14 protein-coding genes and 1 riboswitch are annotated in these 20,526 nt (G+C 72.2%); of the genes, 10 read left to right on the top strand and 4 right to left on the bottom strand.

Annotated features, from left to right (window positions below):
• Positions 1-46 precede the first annotated feature (46 nt).
• Positions 47-3,268: an efflux RND transporter permease subunit gene (locus DRV84_RS05875; protein ID WP_115978954.1), complete on the bottom strand. Its 3,222-nt coding sequence runs from the start codon at positions 3,266-3,268 to the stop codon at positions 47-49.
• Positions 3,261-4,274, bottom strand: a complete 1,014-nt coding sequence (locus tag DRV84_RS05870; RefSeq protein WP_239994995.1) for an efflux RND transporter periplasmic adaptor subunit — start codon at positions 4,272-4,274, stop codon at positions 3,261-3,263. Before DRV84_RS05870 ends, DRV84_RS05875 begins: the two co-directional genes overlap by 8 nt.
• Positions 4,275-4,473: 199 nt before the next feature.
• Between DRV84_RS05870 and recF the strand changes: the two genes are divergently transcribed.
• From recF to DRV84_RS05845, 5 genes are all read left to right on the top strand, one after another.
• On the top strand, positions 4,474-5,574 hold the full coding sequence (gene recF, locus DRV84_RS05865; RefSeq protein WP_115978953.1) for a DNA replication/repair protein RecF: 1,101 nt from the start codon (positions 4,474-4,476) through the stop codon (positions 5,572-5,574).
• A 19-nt stretch (positions 5,575-5,593) separates the two neighbouring features.
• Positions 5,594-6,214 carry a LysE family translocator gene (locus tag DRV84_RS05860; protein WP_115978952.1) on the top strand — a complete coding sequence of 207 codons (621 nt, stop codon included), beginning with the start codon at positions 5,594-5,596 and terminating at the stop codon, positions 6,212-6,214.
• Positions 6,215-6,285: 71 nt separating this feature from the next.
• Complete coding sequence (gyrB, locus tag DRV84_RS05855) at positions 6,286-8,703, top strand: DNA topoisomerase (ATP-hydrolyzing) subunit B (RefSeq protein ID WP_115978951.1); 2,418 nt, start codon at positions 6,286-6,288, stop codon at positions 8,701-8,703.
• Positions 8,704-8,734: 31 nt separating this feature from the next.
• Positions 8,735-8,936, top strand: a riboswitch (cobalamin riboswitch).
• 49 nt (positions 8,937-8,985) lie between these two features.
• Positions 8,986-9,357 (top strand): hypothetical protein, encoded by a 372-nt coding sequence (locus tag DRV84_RS05850; protein ID WP_115978950.1) that lies wholly within the window; start codon positions 8,986-8,988, stop codon positions 9,355-9,357.
• 7 nt (positions 9,358-9,364) lie between these two features.
• On the top strand, positions 9,365-10,144 hold the full coding sequence (locus DRV84_RS05845; protein WP_115978949.1) for a cobalamin-binding protein: 780 nt from the start codon (positions 9,365-9,367) through the stop codon (positions 10,142-10,144).
• 9 nt (positions 10,145-10,153) lie between these two features.
• Here the strand turns inward: DRV84_RS05845 and DRV84_RS05840 are convergent, their stop codons facing one another.
• The gene (locus tag DRV84_RS05840; protein ID WP_115978948.1) at positions 10,154-10,822 is read right to left on the bottom strand and encodes a response regulator transcription factor; all 669 of its coding nucleotides are present in this window, start codon (positions 10,820-10,822) and stop codon (positions 10,154-10,156) included.
• Between the two features lie 734 nt (positions 10,823-11,556).
• Between DRV84_RS05840 and DRV84_RS05835 the strand changes: the two genes are divergently transcribed.
• From DRV84_RS05835 to DRV84_RS05825, 3 genes are all read left to right on the top strand, one after another.
• Positions 11,557-13,593 (top strand): hybrid sensor histidine kinase/response regulator, encoded by a 2,037-nt coding sequence (locus DRV84_RS05835; RefSeq protein WP_158547756.1) that lies wholly within the window; start codon positions 11,557-11,559, stop codon positions 13,591-13,593.
• A 160-nt stretch (positions 13,594-13,753) separates the two neighbouring features.
• Positions 13,754-15,250, top strand: coding sequence for an ATP-binding protein (locus tag DRV84_RS05830; protein WP_115978946.1), 1,497 nt, complete (start codon positions 13,754-13,756; stop codon positions 15,248-15,250).
• A gap of 175 nt (positions 15,251-15,425) precedes the next feature.
• Complete coding sequence (locus tag DRV84_RS05825; protein WP_115978945.1) at positions 15,426-15,914, top strand: hypothetical protein; 489 nt, start codon at positions 15,426-15,428, stop codon at positions 15,912-15,914.
• A gap of 60 nt (positions 15,915-15,974) precedes the next feature.
• Here the strand turns inward: DRV84_RS05825 and DRV84_RS05820 are convergent, their stop codons facing one another.
• On the bottom strand, positions 15,975-18,464 hold the full coding sequence (locus DRV84_RS05820; protein ID WP_158547755.1) for a hybrid sensor histidine kinase/response regulator: 2,490 nt from the start codon (positions 18,462-18,464) through the stop codon (positions 15,975-15,977).
• Positions 18,465-19,179: 715 nt separating this feature from the next.
• On the opposite strand from DRV84_RS05820, the gene DRV84_RS05815 reads away from it, so the two are divergent.
• Together DRV84_RS05815 and DRV84_RS05810 are read left to right on the top strand one after the other, a co-directional pair.
• On the top strand, positions 19,180-19,632 hold the full coding sequence (locus DRV84_RS05815; RefSeq protein ID WP_158547754.1) for a hypothetical protein: 453 nt from the start codon (positions 19,180-19,182) through the stop codon (positions 19,630-19,632).
• Between the two features lie 449 nt (positions 19,633-20,081).
• Positions 20,082-20,526: response regulator (locus tag DRV84_RS05810; protein WP_147298836.1), on the top strand; the 445-nt coding region annotated here is incomplete at its 3' end.

The raw sequence follows: 20,526 nt of genomic DNA, 5'->3' as shown, positions 1-20,526 counted from the left end.
GGGCATGCGGCGCGCGGCGGCCCCGCCGCCCCGCGTCCGCCGTGCCTCAGGTCTTGGCGAGGCGGTAGATCGCCGGGATCACCAGAACGGTGAAGGCCGTCGACGAGACCAGCCCGAAGAGGAGCGACAGCGCGAGGCCCTGGAAGATCGGGTCGAAGAGGATCACGCTCGCCCCGATCATCGCGGCGACGGCCGTCAGCAGGATCGGCTTGAAGCGCGTCGCCCCGGCCTCGATCAGGATCTCGGTCGTCACACGGCCCTCCGGGTCGGCGTGGCGGATGAAGTCGGCGAGCAGGATCGAGTTGCGCACGATGATCCCGGCGAGCGCGATGAAGCCGATCATCGAGGGCGCCGAGAAGGGCGCGCCGAAGAGCCAGTGCCCGCCCATGATCCCGAGGAACGTCAGCGGCACCGGCGTCAGGATCACCAGGGGCAGGCGGAAGCTGCCGAACTGCGCGACGACGAGGATGTAGATTCCCAGAAGCGCCACCGCGAAGGCCGCGCCCATGTCGCGGAAGGTGACCCAGGTCACCTCCCACTCGCCGTCCCAGAGCAGCACGGGCGTCTCGGTGGTCTCCGGCTGGCCGTTGAGGCGGATGCGCGGGGCGTGCCCCTCGGGCCAGTCCATCGCCTCGAGCCGGTCGGCCACCTCGAGCATGCCGTAGAGCGGCGCCTCGAAGTCCCCGGCGAGCTCGGCGGTGACCATGATCGCGTCGTAGCCGTTGCGCCGGAAGATCGGGTAGGAGGTGCGCTCCTCCCCGATCGCCACCACGTCGCCGAGCTCCACGACGCCGCGCCCGCCGGGCAGGGCGTTCGCCGGGACCGGGGTCGAGAGCGTCTCGGCGTCCATCACGCGCTCCGCGCGGGGGCGCGCCATGACGATGGGGATCGGGCGCCGCCCCTCCCCGCGGTGTGAGTAGCCGACGGTGGTCTCCCCGTTCAAAAGGCGCAGCGTCTCGAGCGCGTCGCGCTCCTGCACACGGTAGAAATCCATGTCGGTGGCCTGAAGCTCGGCGCGCAGGCGGCGCGCGCGCTCGCCGTAGCTGTCGTCCACGTCCACGATGAAGGGCGTCGCCTCGAAGGCGGCGCGGACCTTCTCGGCCACGGCGCGCCGCGTCTCGGGGTCGGGGCCGTAGATCTCTGCGAGAAGCGTCGCGATCACCGGCGGGCCCGGCGGCGGCTCGACCACCTTGAGCACCGTGCCCTCGGGCACGTCGAGCGCGGAGAGCCGCGCGCGCAGGTCGAGCGCGATGGCGTGGCTCACCCGGTCGCGGTGGTGCTTGGCCTCGAGGTTGACCTGCACGTCGCCCTGCTCGGGCCTCTGGCGCAGGTAGTAGTGCCGCACCAGCCCGTTGAAGTTGAAGGGCGCGGCGGTGCCTGCGTGGGTCTGCGCCGAGATCACCTCCGGCAGCTCCATCGCCAACCGCGCCGCGCGCTGCAGCACGGCGTCGGTCGCCTCCACGCTCGATCCCTCGGGCAGGTCCACGACGATGGAGAGCTCCGACTTGTTGTCGAAGGGCAGGAGCTTCACCGTCACGTCCTGCGTGTAGAGAAGCCCGAGCGAGCCGAAGGAGAGCGCCGCCACCACGACGAGGAAGAGCGCCGCGCGCCCCTTCCGCGCGATCACCGGCCGAGCGATGCGCGCATAGAGCCGGCCGAGGCGCCCGCCGGGATGGCCCGCGCCGCCCGCCTCGCCGTGGTGGAGGGGCGCGCGCCCGGCGATCTTCAGCATGAGCCACGGCGTGATGATGACCGCCACGAAGAACGAGAAGATCATCGCGGCCGAGGCGTTGGCGGGGATCGGGCTCATGTAGGGGCCCATCAGCCCCGAGACGAAGAGCATCGGCAGGAGGGCGACCACCACCGTCAGCGTCGCCACGATGGTCGGGTTGCCCACCTCCGCCACCGCCGCCACCGCGGCGCCGAGGCGGCTGCGGCTCTCGCGCTTCTCGGTCCAGTGGCGCGCGATGTTCTCGATCACCACGATGGCGTCGTCCACGAGGATGCCGATGGAGAAGATCAGCGCGAAGAGCGAGACGCGGTTGAGCGTGTAGCCCATGATCCACGCCGCGAAGAGCGTGAGCAGGATGGTGACCGGAATCACGATCGCCACGACGATCGCCTCGCGCCAGCCGATGGCGAGCCAGACCAGCGCGACGATGGAGATCGTGGCGAGGAAGAGATGGAAGAGAAGCTCGTTGGCCTTCTCGCTCGCCGTCTCGCCGTAGTCGCGGGTGACCTCCACCTCGACGCTGTCGGGGATCAGGTGGCCCTCCATCGCCTCGACCCGGTGCAGGATCTCCTCGGCGACGGTGACCGCGTTGGCGCCCGCGCGCTTGGCGAGGGCGAGGGTCACCGCCGGCTCGCGGACGATGGCGCCGTCGGCCCCGCGCCTCAGCGTGGCGACGTGGTGCTCGTCCATGTCGGTGACGAAGGAGACCTCGGCCACGTCGCGCACGTAGACGGTGCGCCCGTCGCGCGCGGTGAGCTCGAGGTTGCCGATCTCGGCCGGCGTCGCCAGCGTCTCGCCGATGGTGAGCGGGATCTGCTCGCCCCCGTCGCGCAGCCGGCCCGCGGGCGCGGCGGCGTTCGCGCCCTCGACCTTGGCGGCGAGCTGTTGCAGCGTGACGCCGTAGAGCGCGAGGCCCTCCGGGTCCGGCGCCACGCGCAGTACCTCGTCGGTCGCGCCGATCATGTAGGTGAGCCCGACGTTCTCGATCCGGGCGAGGCGCACCTCCACCTCGCGCGCGATGCGGGTGAGTTCGGCCGCGCCGACCTCGCCCGCGCCGGAGGCGCCGGAGAAGGTGAGCGCGACGATGGGCACGTCGTTGATCCCGCGCCCCACGACCAGCGGCTCGGGGATGCCCACGGGGATGCGGTCCATGTTGGCGAGGATCTTGTCGCGCACGCGCAGGATCGCGGTGTCCTGCGAGACGCCCACCTCGAAGCGCGCGGTCACCATGACCCGGTCGTCGCGCGTGTCGGAATAGACGTGCTCGACCGCGTTGATGCCCTTGACGATGGTCTCCAGCGGCTCGGTGACGAGCTTGACCGCGTCCTCGGCCCTGAGCCCGTGCGCCTCGACGTGGATGTCGACGAGGGGGACGGAGATCTGCGGCTCCTCCTCGCGCGGGAGCGCCGCGAGCGCGATCAGCCCCACGGCGAGCGACGCCAGCAGCAGGAGCGGCGTCAGCGGCGAGGTGATGAAGGCACGCGTCAGATGCCCGGCGAGGCCGAGCGGCGTCTTGTCCGAGGGCTCTTCACTCATGGTCGTCCACCACCACCCGGTCGCCGGCCGAGAGCCCGGTCAGGATCTCGCGCCAGGTGCGGTCGTCGCGCGCGACGCGCGCGCCCGGCACCACCGCGCGGCGCAGCCGGCCCTGCGCGGTCTCCACGGTCACGAAGTCGAGCCCGCCGGAGCGGAAGAGCGCGGCCTCCGGCACGAGAAGCGCGTCGCGCTCGGCCACCGGCAGGCGCACGGGCACCCGGCGGCCGACGAAGCGCGTGTCGAGGCCCTCGACCTCCACGTCTGCCTGCACGCGCCCGCCCTCGATCAGGGGATAGAGCTTCACGAGGCGGCCCGTCCCGGCCGTGCCGTCCTGTCCGATGCGGATGGTGTCGCCCTCGGCGAGCGCGCCGGAGAAGCGCTCGGGGATGGCGAGGCGCAGGTAGGCGCCGCCCCCGCCGATCTCGGCGAGCGCTTCGCCGGGCGTGACGACGGAGCCCCGCGCCACCGGCACGCGCAGCACGACGCCGGTCTCGGGCGCGCGCACCTCGCCCTCCTCGATCTGCTGTTCGACGACGAGGCGTTCGGACGAGAGGCTGGAAATCTCCCCGCGCAGCACCTGAACCTCGGTGCGCAGCTGGTCGAGGCGCTGCGTGGTGATGACGCCCCGCTCCAGCAGCCGCTCGCCGCGCTCGAGGTCGGTCTGCGCGGTCTCGAGCCGTGCCTCGGCCGCCTCGATCCGCGCGTCGAGCGCGTCGAGCCGGAAGGCGAGCTTGTCGTCCTCGATCATCGCGATGCGCGCGCCGGCCTCGACCCGGTCGCCCTCGGTCACCTCGAGCGCGCGGACGGTGCCGCCGATCCGCGCCCGCGCCGGCACCCGGTCGCGCGTGGCGATCTGTCCGTAGACGGGTTTCCATTCGGTCACGGACTGCGGCGTGACCTCGACCGTCTCCGCCGCCGCGGGCGCGAGACCGATCACCATGAACAGGAGCGCCAGGGCGCGCATGATCTCACCTTCGTCGAAGCTGCGTCCCGGGTGGTCGTGCACCCTGCGTCATTGCGCGACCTTGATCTGGCGCAAGTCATCCCCCGTTCCGGCCGGCGGCGCCCGGGTGTGAACCTGCGCGGGCCCCGCCGGTCCATCCCCGCGCCGGCGGGCTGGATCGCTTCATGGGCTTCCCGCGTGGGCTGTGCTAAGGGCGGGGCCCCGGCAGCGGGACCATCTGGATCAGCGACAGGGACGGGGCGTGTCCGGCCTTCATCTCTCACGGCTCGCGCTTTCGCATTTCCGCTCGCACCGGCGCGCGGAGGTCGTGGCCGACGCCCGGCCGGTGGCGATCTTCGGGCCGAACGGCGCGGGCAAGACGAACCTGCTGGAGGCGGTCTCGCTCTTCTCGCCGGGGCGGGGGATGCGGCGCGCGGCGGCGCCGGAGATGGCGCGCAGGCCCGAGGCGCTCGGCTGGAAGGTGAGCGGCGTTCTGCAAAGTTTCGGGCAGGCCCGCGAGGTCGAGATGCGGTGCGAGGCGGGCGGCGCGCGCGAGCTCCGCATCGACGGCAAGGCGGCGCCGCAGCTCGCGCTCGGGCGGCTGGCGCGGGTGCTCTGGCTGACGCCGGCGATGGACCGGCTCTGGACCGAGGGCGCCGAGGGGCGGCGGCGGTTTCTCGACCGGATCGCGCTCAGCTTCTTTCCCGAGCACGGCGAGGCCGCGCTTGCCTACGAAAAGGCCATGCGTGAGCGCAACCGCCTGTTGAAGGACGACGTGCGCGACCCGGCGTGGTTCGCCGCGCTCGAGTCGCAGATGGCGGAAAGCGGCGCGGCGATCGCCGCCGGGCGGCGCGCGGCGCTCGACCGCGTGGCGGCGGCGCAGCGGGCGGCCGGGACGGCCTTTCCCACCGCGGCGCTGGAGGTGGCCTACCCCGAGGAGATGCCGGAGGCGGCCGATGCGCTCGGCCCGGCGCTGGAGGCCGGGCGCGGGCGCGACCGCGCGGCGGGGCGCACGCTCACCGGGCCGCACCGCGCCGATCTCGCCGCGCGCTACGCGGCCAAGGACATGCCGGCGGAGGCCTGCTCGACCGGGGAGCAGAAGGCGCTCCTGATCTCGCTCGTGCTCGCCAACGCGCGAGCGCTGGCCGGGGAGATGGGCGCGGCGCCGATCCTCCTGCTGGACGAGGTGGCGGCGCATCTCGACGCCGACCGCCGCGCGGCGCTCTACGACGAGGTCTGCGCGCTCGGATCGCAGGCGTGGATGACCGGCACCGGCGCGGAGCTCTTCGAGGCGCTGGGCGACCGCGCGCAGCGCCTCGAGGTGACGGAGGCGGGGGGCGAGAGCCGCTTGCACCCGGCCTGAGCCCGCGCGATCAGGGGGCATGACCCTCGCGCCTGCCGATCTCGGGCTCTACGCCGCCGCCGTCTTCGCGCTCTTCCTGACGCCGGGGCCGGTCTGGATGGCGCTGACGGCGCGCACCCTCGCGGGCGGGGTGCGCGGGGCCTGGCCGCTGGCGGCGGGGGTGGTGATCGGCGACGCGCTCTGGTCGCTGCTCGCGGTGATGGGCCTCGCCTGGGTCGTGTCGAGCTACGCGGGCGCGATGACCGCGCTGCGCCTCGTCGCCGCGGCGGTCTTCGTCTGGCTCGGCGTCACGGTGATCCGCAACGCCGACCGTGCGGTGGGCGCCGACAGCCGGCTGACGCGGCCCGGGCTCTGGGCGGGCTTCTTCGCCGGGCTCGCCGCGATCCTCGGCAATCCCAAGGCGATCCTCTTCTACATGGGCGTGCTGCCGGGGTTCTTCGACCTCGCCCGGGTCACGGCGGCCGACGTCGCGGCGATCGTCGGGATTTCCATGGCGGTGCCCTTCGTCTGCAACCTCGCCGTGGCGCTTCTCGTGGACCGGGCGAAGCGGCGGCTCACCTCGCCCGCGGCGCTGCGGCGGACGAACCGGATCGCGGGGGCGGCGCTGATCCTCGTGGGGCTCGCCATCCCCGTCTGGTGAGCGCCCGCGCGCGCGTGACATTCCCGGCGCGAGCGCCTATAACCGCCGGACCAATCGAGAGGTTTCCGGGCATGGCCGCAGACAATCCGGCGCCGAGCGACTACGGCGCCGAATCCATCAAGGTTCTCAAGGGGCTGGAGGCCGTCCGCAAGCGGCCGGGCATGTACATCGGCGACACCGACGACGGCTCGGGCCTGCATCACATGGTCTACGAGGTCGTCGACAACGGCATCGACGAGGCGCTCGCCGGCCACGCGGACTACGTTCATGTCGTGATCCACGCCGACAGCTCGGTCTCGGTGGCCGACAACGGGCGCGGCGTTCCCGTGGAGATCCACGCCGAGGAGGGCGTCAGCGCGGCGGAGGTCATCATGACCCAGCTGCACGCGGGCGGGAAGTTCGACCAGAACTCCTACAAGGTCTCGGGCGGCCTGCACGGCGTCGGCGTCTCGGTGGTCAACGCGCTCTCCGACTGGCTGGAGCTCCGGATCTGGCGCGACGGCAAGGCGCATTACGCCCGTTTCGAGCGCGGCGAGACCGTCGAGCACCTGCGCGTCACCGGCGACGCGGAGGGCAAGCAGGGCACCGAGGTGCGCTTCCTCGCCTCGCTCGATACCTTCTCGAACCTCGATTATTCCTTCGAGACGCTCGAGCGGCGCCTGCGCGAACTCGCCTTCCTGAACTCCGGCGTGCGCATCATCCTCGAGGATCACCGCCCGGCCGAGCCGCTCCGGAGCGAGCTCTGCTACGAGGGCGGCGTGCGCGAGTTCGTGAAGTATCTCGACCGCCACAAGCAGCCGCTGATGTCGGAGCCCGTCCACATCGAGGGCGAGCGCGACGGTATCGGCGTCGAGATCGCGATGTGGTGGAACGACAGCTACCACGAGACGGTGCTGCCCTTCACCAACAACATCCCGCAGCGCGACGGGGGCACGCACCTCGCCGGGTTCCGCGGCGCGCTCACCCGGACGCTGACGCGCTACGCCGCCGACAGCGGCATCGCCAAGCGCGAGAAGGTGAGCTTCTCGGGCGACGACGCGCGCGAGGGGCTGACCTGCGTCCTCTCGGTGAAGGTGCCGGACCCGAAGTTCTCGAGCCAGACCAAGGACAAGCTGGTGAGCTCCGAGGTGCGCCCGGCGGTCGAGAGCCTGATGAACGAGCGCCTCGCCCTCTGGTTCGAGGAGAACCCGACCGAGGCCAAGGCGATCGTCGGCAAGATCGTCGAGGCTGCGCTCGCGCGCGAGGCGGCGCGCAAGGCGCGCGAACTCACCCGGCGCAAGTCGGCGATGGACGTCAACTACCTCGCCGGGAAGCTCAAGGACTGCTCCGAGAAGGACCCCGAAAAGACCGAGCTCTTCCTCGTCGAGGGCGACAGCGCCGGGGGCAGCGCGCAGACCGGCCGCGACCGGCGCACGCAGGCGGTGCTGCCGCTCCGAGGCAAGATCCTGAACGTGGAGCGCGCGCGCTTCGACCGGATGCTCTCGAGCCAGGAGATCGGCAACCTCGTGATGGCGCTCGGCACCGGGATCGGGCGCGACGAGTTCGACCTGTCGAAGCTGCGCTACAACAAGATCGTCATCATGACGGACGCCGACGTGGACGGCGCGCACATCCGGACGCTGCTGCTGACCTTCTTCTATCGCCAGATGCCGGAGCTCATCGAGCACGGGCATCTCTTCATCGCGCAGCCGCCGCTCTACAAGGTCGGGCGCGGCAAGTCCGAGGTTTATCTCAAGGACGAGGCGGCGCTGACAGACTTCCTGATCGACCAGGGGACCGAGGGCGCGACCCTGCGCCTCGAAAGCGGGGAGGAGATCGCGGGCCCCGATCTTCAGCGCGTCGTGCAGGAGGCGCGGCACGTGCGCCGCATCCTCGACGCCTTCCCGACGCACTACCCGCGCCACATCCTCGAACAGGCCGCCATCGCCGGCGCCTTCGAGGAGGGGCAGGCCGACGCCGACCTTCAGGGCGTGGCGAACCGCGTGGCCGAGCGGCTGGACCTGATCGCCGAGGAATACGAGCGCGGCTGGCAGGGCCGGCCGACGCAGGACAAGGGCCTGCGCCTCTCGCGCGTGGTCCGCGGGGTCGAGGAGGTGCGCGTGATCGACGGGCAGGCGCTGCGCTCGGGCGAGGCGCGCAAGCTCGGCGGCATGACCGCGCCCCTGCAGGAGATCTACCGCCGTCCCGCGCGCCTCGTGCGCAAGGACCGGCAGTCGGACATCTACGGCCCCCTCGGGCTGTTGCAGGCGATCCTCGAGGAGGGCGAGCGCGGGCTCTCGCTCCAGCGCTACAAGGGGCTCGGAGAGATGAACCCCGACCAGCTCTGGGAGACGACGCTCGACCCGGAGGCGCGCACGCTCCTGCAGGTGCGGGTCGAGGACATGGCCGAGGCGGACGATCTCTTCACCAAGCTCATGGGCGATGTCGTCGAGCCGCGGCGCGAGTTCATCCAGGACAACGCGCTCAACGTGGCGAACCTCGACTTCTGAGGCTTTCGGCGTGGACAGGGGGCGTCCCCTGTGCCACCCTTCGCGCGATGGTGCCCGGCCCGCGCGGGTCGGCTGAAAAGGGAACGCGGTGCGCCCCCGGGCAATTCCGCGGCTGCCCCCGCAACTGTGAGCGGTGAGCGAGGCCGGACCACGCCACTGGGCCCGAGGCCCGGGAAGGCCCGGCGGAGCGACGACCCGCGAGCCAGGAGACCTGCCATCTCCGGCGCGATGCGCCGCGGTGATCTCGACCCGGGCGGGGTGCCCCGGAGCGGAGAGACCGGGATGGACGGCACACCCGCCGGCGGCCTCCCCGACTTCGGTGCATCCGCCCCCATGTGCGCGGAGGGCGCGATGCTTCTGGACCGGACGATCTCGCAACTCGACGTGGGCCCCCTGCCGCCGGACCGGGCGGCGGATTTGGCCCGGCTCGGCTACATGCAATGGCTCGGCGCGCTGCCCGGCGACGGCGACTACCGCCGCGAGGCGATGCAGGCCTACACCCGCGCCGCGCCGCGCGCACGGCGCTCGCCCGCGGTGGCGGTGTTCTGCGATCTGCTGGTGGCCTCCACCCGGATGCCGCCGCGGCCCCTGCCGCTCGCCCTGCCGCCGCGCCGCCGCCGCGGCGGCGCGCGGGCGCGGCGCACGACCGGGTGAGCGGGCGATGCGACGTTTCCCGCCAGACCGCATCGTCTGCCTGACCGAGGAGACGGTCGAGACGCTCTACCTCCTCGGCGCGGAGGACCGGATCGTGGGCGTCTCGGGCTACGCCGTCCGGCCGAAGCGCGTGCGCCGCGAGAAGCCGCGCGTCTCGGCCTTCACCTCGGCGGATATCCCGAAGATTCTCGCGCTCGAGCCGGATCTGGTGCTCACCTTCTCCGACCTTCAGGCCGAGATCGCCGCCGAGCTTCTGCGCGCCGGCGTCACGGTGATGGGCTACAACCAGCGCGACGTGGCCGGCATCCTCGCCATGATCCGCCATCTCGGCGCGACGGTGGGGGAGGGCGCCCGCGCCGAGCGGCTCGCGTCCGACTACGAGCGCCGGCTGGAGGCGGTGGCGGCCGAGGCGCGCGAACGCCCACGCCCGGTCGTCTATTTCGAGGAATGGGACGAGCCGATGATCTCCGGCCTCAAGTGGGTCTCGGAGCTGATCGGGATCGCCGGCGGGCAGGAAGCGCTGCCGGAGCTCGCCGCCGAAGGCGCGGCGCGCGACCGGATCGTGACGCCGGAGCGGGTGATCGCCGCCGCGCCGGAGGTGATCCTCGCCTCCTGGTGCGGCAAGAAGGTCCGCCCGGAAAAGATCGCCGCGCGTCCCGGCTTCGACGCGGTGCCGGCGGTGGCCGCGGGGCGCATCCACGAGATCAAGTCGCCCCTGATCCTGCAACCGGGCCCCGCGGCGCTGACCGACGGGCTCGACGCGATCCGCGCGGCGCTCGCCGCGTGAGGCGGTGCGTCAGATGATGCCGAGGCTCCGCGCCATCATGGCGGCATGCGTGCGGTTCCGCGCGTCGAGCTTCCGGCAGATCGCGCGCATGTGCATCTTCACGGCGACTTCGCCGAGATTGACGTGAAGCGCGATCTCCTTATTGGTGTGCCCGTCGGAGGCGAGCCGCAGGATCGTCGTCTCGAGTTGCGTCAGCCCGGCCTCGCCGGCGTCGATCGACCCGGCCGTCGCGGCGCCCTCGACGGGCATGAAGACCTCCCCCGAGAGCACGAGGTGCAGCGCGCTGGTCAGCGCCTTGAGCGGCATCGTCTTGGGGATGAGGCCCCGTACGCCGAGCTCCACGGCCCCGGCGACGAAGCGGCGGTCCGCCTCGCCGGAAAACAGCACGACCTTCGTGTCGCCCGCACGCGCGAGCACGCGCTCCACGCTGTCGAGGCCGCTCATCCCGGGCATGCGCACGTCCAGCAGCAGCAGGTCGTAGCCCGTGTCCTCGGTCAGCGTCTGGATCGCCTCGGGCAGCGATCCGACGACGGTGGTCTCGAATCCGCCGGTGCGCTCCAGAAGGCGGGCGACGGCCTCGGTGATCATCCGGTGGTCGTCGGCGATCAGGATACGGCCCGCCGCCTCCGCGTCCGTGGCCGCAGTTCTGTCTCGTGTCTTGGGGGTGGAAGCGGCCATGCCGACGCCCTCGTCTGCTCCGTGTCGTCGCTGCGATCTGCGCCGGTTGGACCGTACGAACGCATACGATCTCTGGCACGCGGTTTTCTGCAGCGAAAGCACTCTTTGGTAGTGAATTTATCTAAAGATAATTCTTCAAGGCGTCCGAAGTTCCGTGATCTGCATCCTCCATTTTCGACAATGAAATTGAGCCATGCAACAAACATTTTTTTCGGTGAACCGGGTGATTTTCGCGCCTGCGCCGGCATGGGCCCGGCCCGCTCCTTTCTCGATTTCCGGCGGTCGGACGGGCGATGACCCGGTCCTCCGTGGTGCAGAGGGGCCAGACCCCGCGCCGGCCGCACATCCCGTGACGGCGGGGGCGGACGCCCCTTGTCGGGGGCGGCCGCTCGACGACGGCAGCGGTCCGCCGTGGCCCGCCCCCGGTCCGGCCGAAGGTCGCTGCGTCGCGTTCCGCCCGGATGGGGCAGGCAGTCGCCCGCCCGTGCGCATCATCGTTCAGGCAGAGTGAGCCCGTGATGCCTTGGAAAACAGGGGCTTCCGGCCGCAACAGGAGGGCGGCGCCGCTGGTCTGCGCGCTGGCTCTCGCCGTCGCCGGCGGAGCGGCGCTGGCCTCAGCCCCCGTGCGCGACGGGCGCGCGGTCCTGCATGACGCATCCCGGGCCGCGATCGCTGCGCCGCGGGCCGTGCCGTCTCGGTCCCGCGCGCCGGCGACGGCCGTCGTCGCGGCGTCGATGGCCGCCCCGCTCGTCTTGGCCGGCGTCGTGGGCCTCGGTGGCCTGCTGGCCGCGGCGACCCGGTGGGGTGTGCCCCGCCGAAGCGGGCGGACGCGTCGATCCGAAGAGGCGCTCGCGCAACTGGTCGACGCGGCCCCGGACGGGATCGTGGTGACCGATTCGCAGGGCCGGGTCCTGCGGGCGAACCCGGCGGCGGCGGCGCTCGCGCCGGCGCTGCGCCCGGTCGCGGCGCACGGCGAGGGGGCGCCGCGCGGCGCCGTCGCGCTGGACGACCTTCTCGAGGATCGCATCGCACCGATGATCGGCGCGGGTGCCGTGCGCAGCCGTATGCGCGACGGCGCCACCGGGCGGCGGCGCGTGGCCCTGACGGTGACGCCGATCGAGGGCGCGGGCGGCGAACGCCTGCTCGCCGTGTTCCTGCGCGCCGGAGACGCGGAGGTCGAGGGCGAGCCGGTGCCGCCGGCCCGGCACCAGCCCGGCGGGGGCGATCCCCCGGCCCGGGAACAGGCCGTCGCCGCGGTCAGTCATGAGATGCGGACCCCGCTGCACGCGCTGCTCGCCGCGCTGGACCTGCTGCCCGAGGCGGCGACCGCGGCGGATCGCGACCATCTGTTCGCCATGGCGCGCGGGTCGGGCGCGCGGCTGCGCGCCATGGTGGAGGACGCGCTCCTCTTCACCCGGCTGTCCGACGCGCCCGGCGACGCGCCGGTCATCGCGCCGAGCGGCATCGCGCGCGACGCCATCGCCGCGCAGGCGTCGCGGGCGGCCGCACAGCGCACCGACCTGCGGTTCGAGATCACCGGAGAGGCCACGCCGCGCCACTATCGCGGCTGCGCGTCGGCCCTCGCGCGCGTCGTCTCCGGGCTCGTCGGGCAGGCGGTCGCGGCCGCGCCGGGCGGCACGGTCACGGTGGCCCTGCATCACGGTGCGCGCGCGGCGGACGGGCGCACGGTGCTCACGCTCGAAGTGGCCGACGACGGCCCGCCCAATGCGCGCGTCGCGCACGAGCAGGTCTTCGCCCCCTTCGGCGACGCCGACCGGCGCGTCCCGTACGACGGCGAGGACGGCCTCGGCCTCGTGGTGGCGCGCGCGATCGTGGCCGCGCTCGGCGGGACGGTGACGGCCGAGCGTCCGCCCGACGGCGGCGCGCGCTTTCGCGCGACGCTGCCGCTGGTCGAGGCCGAGGCCGACGCCGACCCGGGCGCGCGCCCCGCGTCCCCGGCGGCGCCCTCCGCCCGCCCGGCACGCGCCCTGCCGGCGGGCGGTGCCGCGCTCGTGGCCGACGATGCCCCGGTGAACGTGGCGCTGATGCGCCGCATGGTGGAGCAGCTGGGCTTCACCGTCGACACGGCGGCCGACGGCGCGACGGCCGCGGAGATGGCCGACCGGCGGTCCTATGCGCTCGCCGTGCTCGATTACCGGATGCCCGGTCTCACCGGCGTCGAGGTCGCGCAGCGCATGCGCGCCTCGGAGCGCTCCGGCGCGGCGGTGATCCTCTGCGTCTCTGCTGTCGCGGACCTGCTCCCGCCGGACGCGCTGGCCGACGCGGCCGTCGACGCGATGCTGTCGAAGCCGCTGGACGGCGCGGCCCTCGCCGCGGCGCTCGAGGAGGTCACCAGCGGCGCGCCCTTGGCGGCCCCGGACGCCCTCGATGCGGAGCTCGACGGGGTGACGAACACGCTCGACCGCGCCGAACTCGACGCGCTGCTGGGCCCCGACGTCGCCGCGAAGATGATCGCGGCGGCGCTCGCGGAGGCGGAGCGCGCCTGCGCCGCGCTGGGCGACACGGCCCTCGAGCGGGAGGCGCGGGTCGATATCGTCCACCGCGCCGCCGGCGCGGCCGCGATGATCGGCCTCGGGCGGCTCGGTGCGCTTTTCCGGCACGCGCAGCGCGAACTGGAGGCCGGGCACGACGCGGCGCTCCCGCGGGTGCAGGCGCTCGTGCAGGCCGACCTGGCGGAGATCGCGGCTGCCGGCGTCGGGGATGGGGAGGCGGGCGGCACGCGAAAGACGGCAAAAGATAGCGAAAGTTAAACGTGAAATAAAATAGAACCTGGAAAAACGAACGACATACGCCTTTCGTATGGTGCCGCATCGATCGCGCGACTAAGCTCGCAAAAAGTCGGAACGTGGCGGAAGGGTCGCCGTGCCCGACCGAAGTGCCAAATGACCGCTTATCGACGAGTCGCGCACCATGTCCGACACCGATCTCGCCGCCCGGGGCGGCTCCGACGATCTCGCTCGCCCCGCGCGGAGCGGCTTCGCCACTTGGGAAATCGACCGCGCCGACGTGGCGCATCTCTCGGGGCGCTTCATGGAGCTGCTCGGCCGGGACGCACAGGCGGTCTCCCTCGCGCCGGAGGTCTGGCGCGGTCTCATCCATGCGGAGGATCTCGCGGCGGCGGAGCGGGCGCGCGCACGCCTCTTCTCGGGCCGGGTCGCGACGGTCGCGGTGACGCTGAACCTGCGCCACGTCTCTGGCGGGGATGTCGCGGTTACGCTTTGCGGGCAGGTCACGGCGCGGGATCATGACGGAATGCCGACGCGGATCGGCGGCATGGCGGTCGCGCCGGACGAGATCATCGAGGGTGCGACGCGGCGCGACGCGAAGGCGATCGCCCTGCGCGAGACTCGCGACGGCATCGCGATCACCGATGCGCAGGGGCGCTACACCTTCATGAACGCGGCCCATCGGCGCATGTTCGGCATCGCCGAGGCGGCCGACGTCACGCGGCTGCACTGGTCCGACCTCTACGCGCCCGAGGTCGTCGCCAGCATCGAGGCCGAGGTCTTCCCGGTGCTGATGCGCCACGGGTCCTCGACCGGGGAGGCCCGCGGCCGGCGCCTAGACGACGGCACGCCCGTCCTGCAGGAGGTCTCGCTCACCCTTGCGTCGGGCGGCGGCATCATCTGCGCCACGTGGGACATCGCCGACCGCCTGCGCGCGGAGGCCGAGCGCGCGCGCCTGCGCGAGCGGCTCCGCGTCGCGCAGCGGACCGAGGTGGTGCACGCCCTCACCGCGGGCGCGGCGCACGACCTGAAGAACCTCCTCGGGCTGATCCAGCAGCGCGTGAGCGCGATCGAGGCCGGGGTCGAGGACGACCCGGCCGACGCCGCGGGCGCCATCACCGCAACCGTGCAGGAGGCGGTCGGGCTCCTCGACGCGCGGCTGGACTTCGGCAAGGCGGGGACCGAGAGCGAGGAGCCGATCGACCTGCGCGCGCCGCTCGCGAAGGCGATCGAGCTCGTCGCCGCGACGCTGCCGCCGGGGATCACGCACCGTCTGGACCTGCCGGAGACCGCGGTCACCCTTCGCGCCGCGCAGGTGGATATCGTGCAGGTGGCGCTCAATCTGCTGCTAAACGCCAGCGATGCCGTCGATCCCGCCAAGGGGCGGATCGTGCTCACCCTCGACACCGTGCCGGGTGCGGGGGCCGGGCCGCCCCAGGTCGGCGCGCTGGACCCGGCGCGGCGCTACGCGCGGATCGCCGTCCGCGACAACGGGCCGGGCATCGCGCCCGCGCTCCAGCGGACGATGTTCACCCCATACGTGTCCGGCAAGGGGTCGGCGGGGACGGGGCTCGGCATGTTCGTCGTCGCCGAGGTCGCGCGGGGCCACGGCGGGGCGGTCTGCGTGAGCACGCAGCCCGGGCAGGGCGCGAGCGTCGAGGTTCTTCTGCCGATCGACTGACGCGGGCGCCCGACGGCCGTGTCTCTCGGGGGTGGCGGCTATCGAAGGATACACCCCGCCCCGAACGCGCGCCGAAGCGACTTATGCACAGGTGAGTTGCGCGCCTTTCTACGTCAGAGTGTGAACTCGGGAGCACAGGTCCGCGTTGAACGCGGGCACGAAGTGGAGCACCGCCATGAACAGGATCGTCACGCTCGACACGGAGGATGCCGCGGCACGGCCCGCGGCGACCGGGGACATGCGCGCTCTCGTCCTGGCGCCGTCAGTGGACGCTCTTCGCATCGCGCGAGAGGAACTGGCGGAGCGGTTCGGCGCGGTCGAAACCGTCACGTCGACCACGCAGGTGCTGGCCGAGCTCGCGCGCCAGCCGGATATGCTGTCGCGGACCCTCCTGATCCTCGATCTCGAGGCGATGGGCGGCATCGGCGCGGCGTACGAGACGCTGCGCGGCCTTCGCACGCTCTACCCGCAGGTGGCCGTCGTGCTCGTCGCGCCGAACGCGGGCGCGCAGGACTTCGGGCGCACGCGGCTGGCGATCTGCGATGCCACGCTGGGCGGGACACCGGCCGGAGAGGACCTCGACCTCGCCCTGTTCGCCGGCCTGCGCAACAACGCGGCCTGGCGCGCGCGCCTCGCCGAGGCCGAGGCGCCCGACGCCGCCTGACGCAGGCGACGTGGCGGCAGGGCCGGGCGCTTCGATTCGAATCGCGCCATTGTCCAAAAGTCACGAGGCCGTCGGTTCTCCACGGCCGTCGGCGTCCCGCAGCGTACCGCGCATGTGCAGGAGCGTCGCGTCCAGCAGATCCGGAAGCCCGGCGAGCGTCGCGCGCAGCGCCGTGGGCTCGCCCGCGCGCGCCTCGCGTTCGGCACGTCCGAGCGCCCCGGCCAGCTTCACCGCGCCCGTGACCTGACAGACGCCGCAGGCCCGATGCGCGCGCGCCGCCGCCGCGGGCAGGTCGCCATCGTCGAGCGCGGCCCCGATCGCAGCGATATCCGCGCGCAGGCTCCGGCTCAGTTCGTCCAGTAGCGCGGCGCCCGCCTCTGCATCCCCCACGACGTCGCGGAAGGTGAGCGTGTCCAGCACCGGCGCGTCCGCCGGCGCGGGTGGGGGCGCGGCCTGCACCTCCGGCGCGGGCGCCGGGCGCGGGGCAGCGTCGCGCAGCATGTCGAAGGCGGCCGCCATCGCGCGGACCTGCACCGGCTTCGTGAAGATCAGGTCGGCCCCGGCCGCGCGCGCATCCGCCGCCTGCGGCCCGGCGATGTGCGAGGTCAGCACGAAACGGACGATGGCGCGGGCCTGCGTCATGCGCTGCGCCCGCCGCAGCACCTCGACCCCGTCGAGCTCCGGCATCTGGAGATCCAGAAGCAGCAGATCGGGTGTCCGCTCCGCGAGTCGGGCGAGCGCCTCGACGCCGTCCTTGGCGACGACGACCGTCGCGCCGGCGTCCTGCAGGCGCCGGGTCGTGACGTCGCGGATGACCGGCTCGTCCTCGGCATAGAGAATCGTGACGCCCTCGAACGGGCGGAGCGCGTCCGGCATGTGCTGCGCCTCGAGCCGCGGGACCGTCAGGCGGAAGGCGAAGGTCGAGCCTTCGCCCGGCGTGCTCTCGACCGAGAGCCGTGCGCCCATCGCGGCGAGGATGCGCTGCACGATGGCCAGCCCGAGCCCCGTTCCGTCGCCGCCCTGCCCCGGGTCGCGGTCGAGGCGCCCGAACTCCCGCAGGGTCTTCGGTATGTCCTCGGGGGCGAGGCCGACGCCCGTGTCCTCCACGGCGAAGCGCAGCGTGACCTCGTCGCCCCGCGCGCGCTCCTGCGTGATCCGCAGCGTGACCCGCCCGTGGTCGCTGTACTTGATCGCGTTCGAGATCAGGTTGGCCAGAACCTGCTGAAGCCGGACGCGATCGACGCGCACCGCTTCGGGCAGCCCCGGCGCCGCCTCGAGGCGCAGGTCGAGCCCCTTCGCCTCCGCCGCCGCCCGGGCGGGCACCAGAACGGCCTCCGCCACCTCCCGCACATCGCTGGGGGTGGGGGTGAGCGTGAACTCGCCGGCGCCGAGGAACGACAGTTCCAGAATGTCGTCGACCAGTTGCAGGAGCGCCTCCGCCGATCCGCGCGCGGCGGCGATCTTCTCCGGGGCCGCCGCCGAGGGCGCCTCCTGGTCGAGGGCGCCGATCAGGCTCACGAGCGGGGCCCGGATGTCATGCGCGACGGAGGCCAGCAGGCGCGACTTCTGCCGGTCGCTCTCCTCGGCCTCGCGCCGCGCGGCCTCCGCCGCCGCCATGCGCGTCGCGGCCCGGTCCCGCGCGGCGGCGAGCCAGACGAGGAGGCCCGAGATCAGGACCCCCACGACGGCGAGGCCCGACGGGATCGACACGAGCCCCCAGGACGGCGCCATGCCGGCGGAGGCGCGCACGGCGAGCGCGGTCCAGCCGTCGTTGCGCAGCGGCATGTGCCCGACGTCCCACAGGCCGCCGATCTCCGGCGGGCCCGGCCTTTCGAGGTCGGCGCCCGCGCCCGCGCCCGTGCCGAGGGCGTCGTCGAGCCATCCCGGCACCTCGACGAACATGTAGGATTGGCTCTCCGCGCTCAGCGCCACGATCCGGCGCGACGTGTCGAGCACCGCGAGGATCAGCCCCTCGTCGCCGGCGAGTTCGTCCAGCTGGGCCGAGAGATCGCGCGCCGCCATGGAGACATAGACCACCGCCCGGCGTCCGTCGACGAGCCGCACGAACTGCCCCGCCGAAACGACGGCGCCGTCCAGCACCGGGCCCATGAAAACATCCGCGATCTGCGGCTCGCCGCGCGCGCGGGTCTCCGCCTCCAGCCGCAGGAGCTCGGGATACTCCGCGTCGCGCGGATAGGCCGGCAGCGTCGCCGGAGCGTCCGCGCGGGTGTTGAGGATCTGCCGGTGGGTCTCGCCCGTCTCGACGACGACCACCCACGCCCCGAGCTGCGCCGCGTAGCGCCCGCAGGTCGCCGTGAGCGCCGCCATATCGACCGACCGGGTCAGGGCGGGCGAGGTCGCGCAGAAGCGGGTGACGCTGGTCAGGTCCGCGAGGCGCAGGTCCACGCTCGACGCAGCGAGCCGCGCCGCCCGCCGGACGGCGTCGGCGCCCCGCTCCATCGCCTGCTGACGGTCGATGAGCGCCCCGACCGTGAGCATCGCGGCGACCGGCGCCAGGGCGGCCGCGTAGCGCGCCAGCGCGAAGGGCATGCGAACGGTGATGACGGACCCTCCTGCATCCTGCGGCTGCGGCGCTCCCGGCGCGACATCGGCCTCCCCGCGAGGCCGGCGCATCGCCGGGACGGGCCCCGCGCAGGATCGGGCACGGCGGCGCAGGCTGCACACTCTAAATCGTTGGTCGAACTGTCGAAAGGGGAAAAAAAATCGGACTGCGCGAAAAGCCGCCCGGTGCCGGTCGCGCACCGCGCCACCGATCCCCGTCGCGCCGGGGCGAACTGTGCCGGGACGTTTCGGCGGATGTGGTCACCGATATCAGGCGCCCTGAAGCGCGCGCATTGGACGGGAGCGGGGGCGGGCCATTCACGCCATCGACGACGCAACCGCAGGCGATGCGGTTACGTCCGACCTGCGAGGCCGTCGCGTGGTGCGCCGGTGCGCTCGGGCTGGACGGGGGGCACGACCGGCGTGTCTCCGGCGGGGTCATGGCGGCGGAAACGCTGACGCGCCTGCGACGAAGCGCACGCGGCGACCGTTATCGCGGGCCGGTGAACGAGCGACACGGGCGGTGAGGACGCGGGCACTCGCCGGTTGCTGCGCCACCTTCGGGGGTGCCGAGCCTGGCCAAGCCATTCCGAGCGCGGACGAAAATCGTTTGTTGTCATAACCATCCTAGGATTTCCATTCCCATCTATTGATTTCTACGCCCATCCCGGAAGGTGTCCTGGAATATATATAGCTTAGCGATGTGGTCGCTCTTCACGAAAATTGCACGGCTCTCGCGGAGACGCCGGTGCTTTCCGTTATAATGCTGGAGCAAGGTCTTTTGGTCGAATTGAGCAAGCTGGTCGAGAATAGTGTGATCCATTACGAGATCGACAGGATCCGCTTTCTCGCGGAAACGGACTACCTCAAGGCGTATGCGGCGCGCGCCGAGACTTGGGAGCTTCTTTGCATCATCGTCTCTCTCCAGGGTGATCGGCGCTACGGTATAAACGATTATATCGACATGACGAAAACGGCGCGGTGCAGCCGTTTGACGCTGTACAAGTTCCTACGCGACAGGATCGACTGCGGGGATTTCCATATCGTTCGAGGCGAGAAGAGAAGCCGGAAAACCCTGACGCCGTGCAACGCCCTGGCCGAGGATTTCCGGTATTACCATACGCGGTTCTGCGGCATAAACGAACTCGCGAGCTGACGGGCGGGCCCGCAGCGCGCCGCCACGGAGGCCGTCGCGGGGCAGGGGGGGCGTGACATGTCTCCTGCGCAATCACCGGGCACATGGGCGCCGGCTGACGGCCCGCTGGACCGGTCACGAAGCCCATGCTCAGCCGGCACAGCCTACCATTGCCGCGACACCCTGCGCGAGCTTGCGGGTCGTCGGTGGCAGCCCGCCCGCCAGCCCTCTCGGGCGACCTGCCGCGGCAGACACCGCGGGTGGTGGGCGGTCGCTCGTGCCTGCTCCCCACCGGACGCAAGGCGGGCCAACGCCGGGCATGAGTGACCGGCGTGTTGGGTGCGGGAGCAGATGCGCCGCTGCTGTCAACTATCGGCCAATAAGAGCGCAAAGGATAGATGAACTGCTTTCGGCTTTGCAGGTGCCTGATCGGGTCATAAATTGACGCTGAGTTGTTTGGAGCCCGAAAAATGCACAAAGCGATGCAGATGGATGGTGGCGCGGTGTCCCAGTACCGTGTTCTCATCGTCGACGACCATGCGCTGTTGAACGAGATGCTGACCGCCGCGCTCGCCGGCAACGAAGGGTTCGACGTCGCGTCGGCGACCAGCGTGGACGCCGCGGTCGATCTGATCCGCCGCGACGGGCGCTTCGACGCGGTGCTCGTCGATTTCGACGGCCCGGGCATGGACGGACTCAAGGGGCTGGCGCGGGTGTCCGAAGCCAACGAGGGCAGCGTCGCGCTGTTCTCGGGCGTGGCGAACGCCGCGGTGGTGGAGCGCGCCGTCAAGATGGGCGCGAGCGGCTTCATCCCGAAGACGATGCACATACGATCCGTCGGCCGGGCGGTTCGCTTCATCGCCGACGGGGAAGTCTACCTGCCGAGCGACATGATCCTCAAGGAACATCTGAAAA

Source organism: Rhodosalinus sediminis, assembly GCF_003385555.1.
Lineage (GTDB): Bacteria > Pseudomonadota > Alphaproteobacteria > Rhodobacterales > Rhodobacteraceae > Rhodosalinus > Rhodosalinus sediminis.
This window is presented reverse-complemented; position numbering and strand designations above follow the sequence as displayed.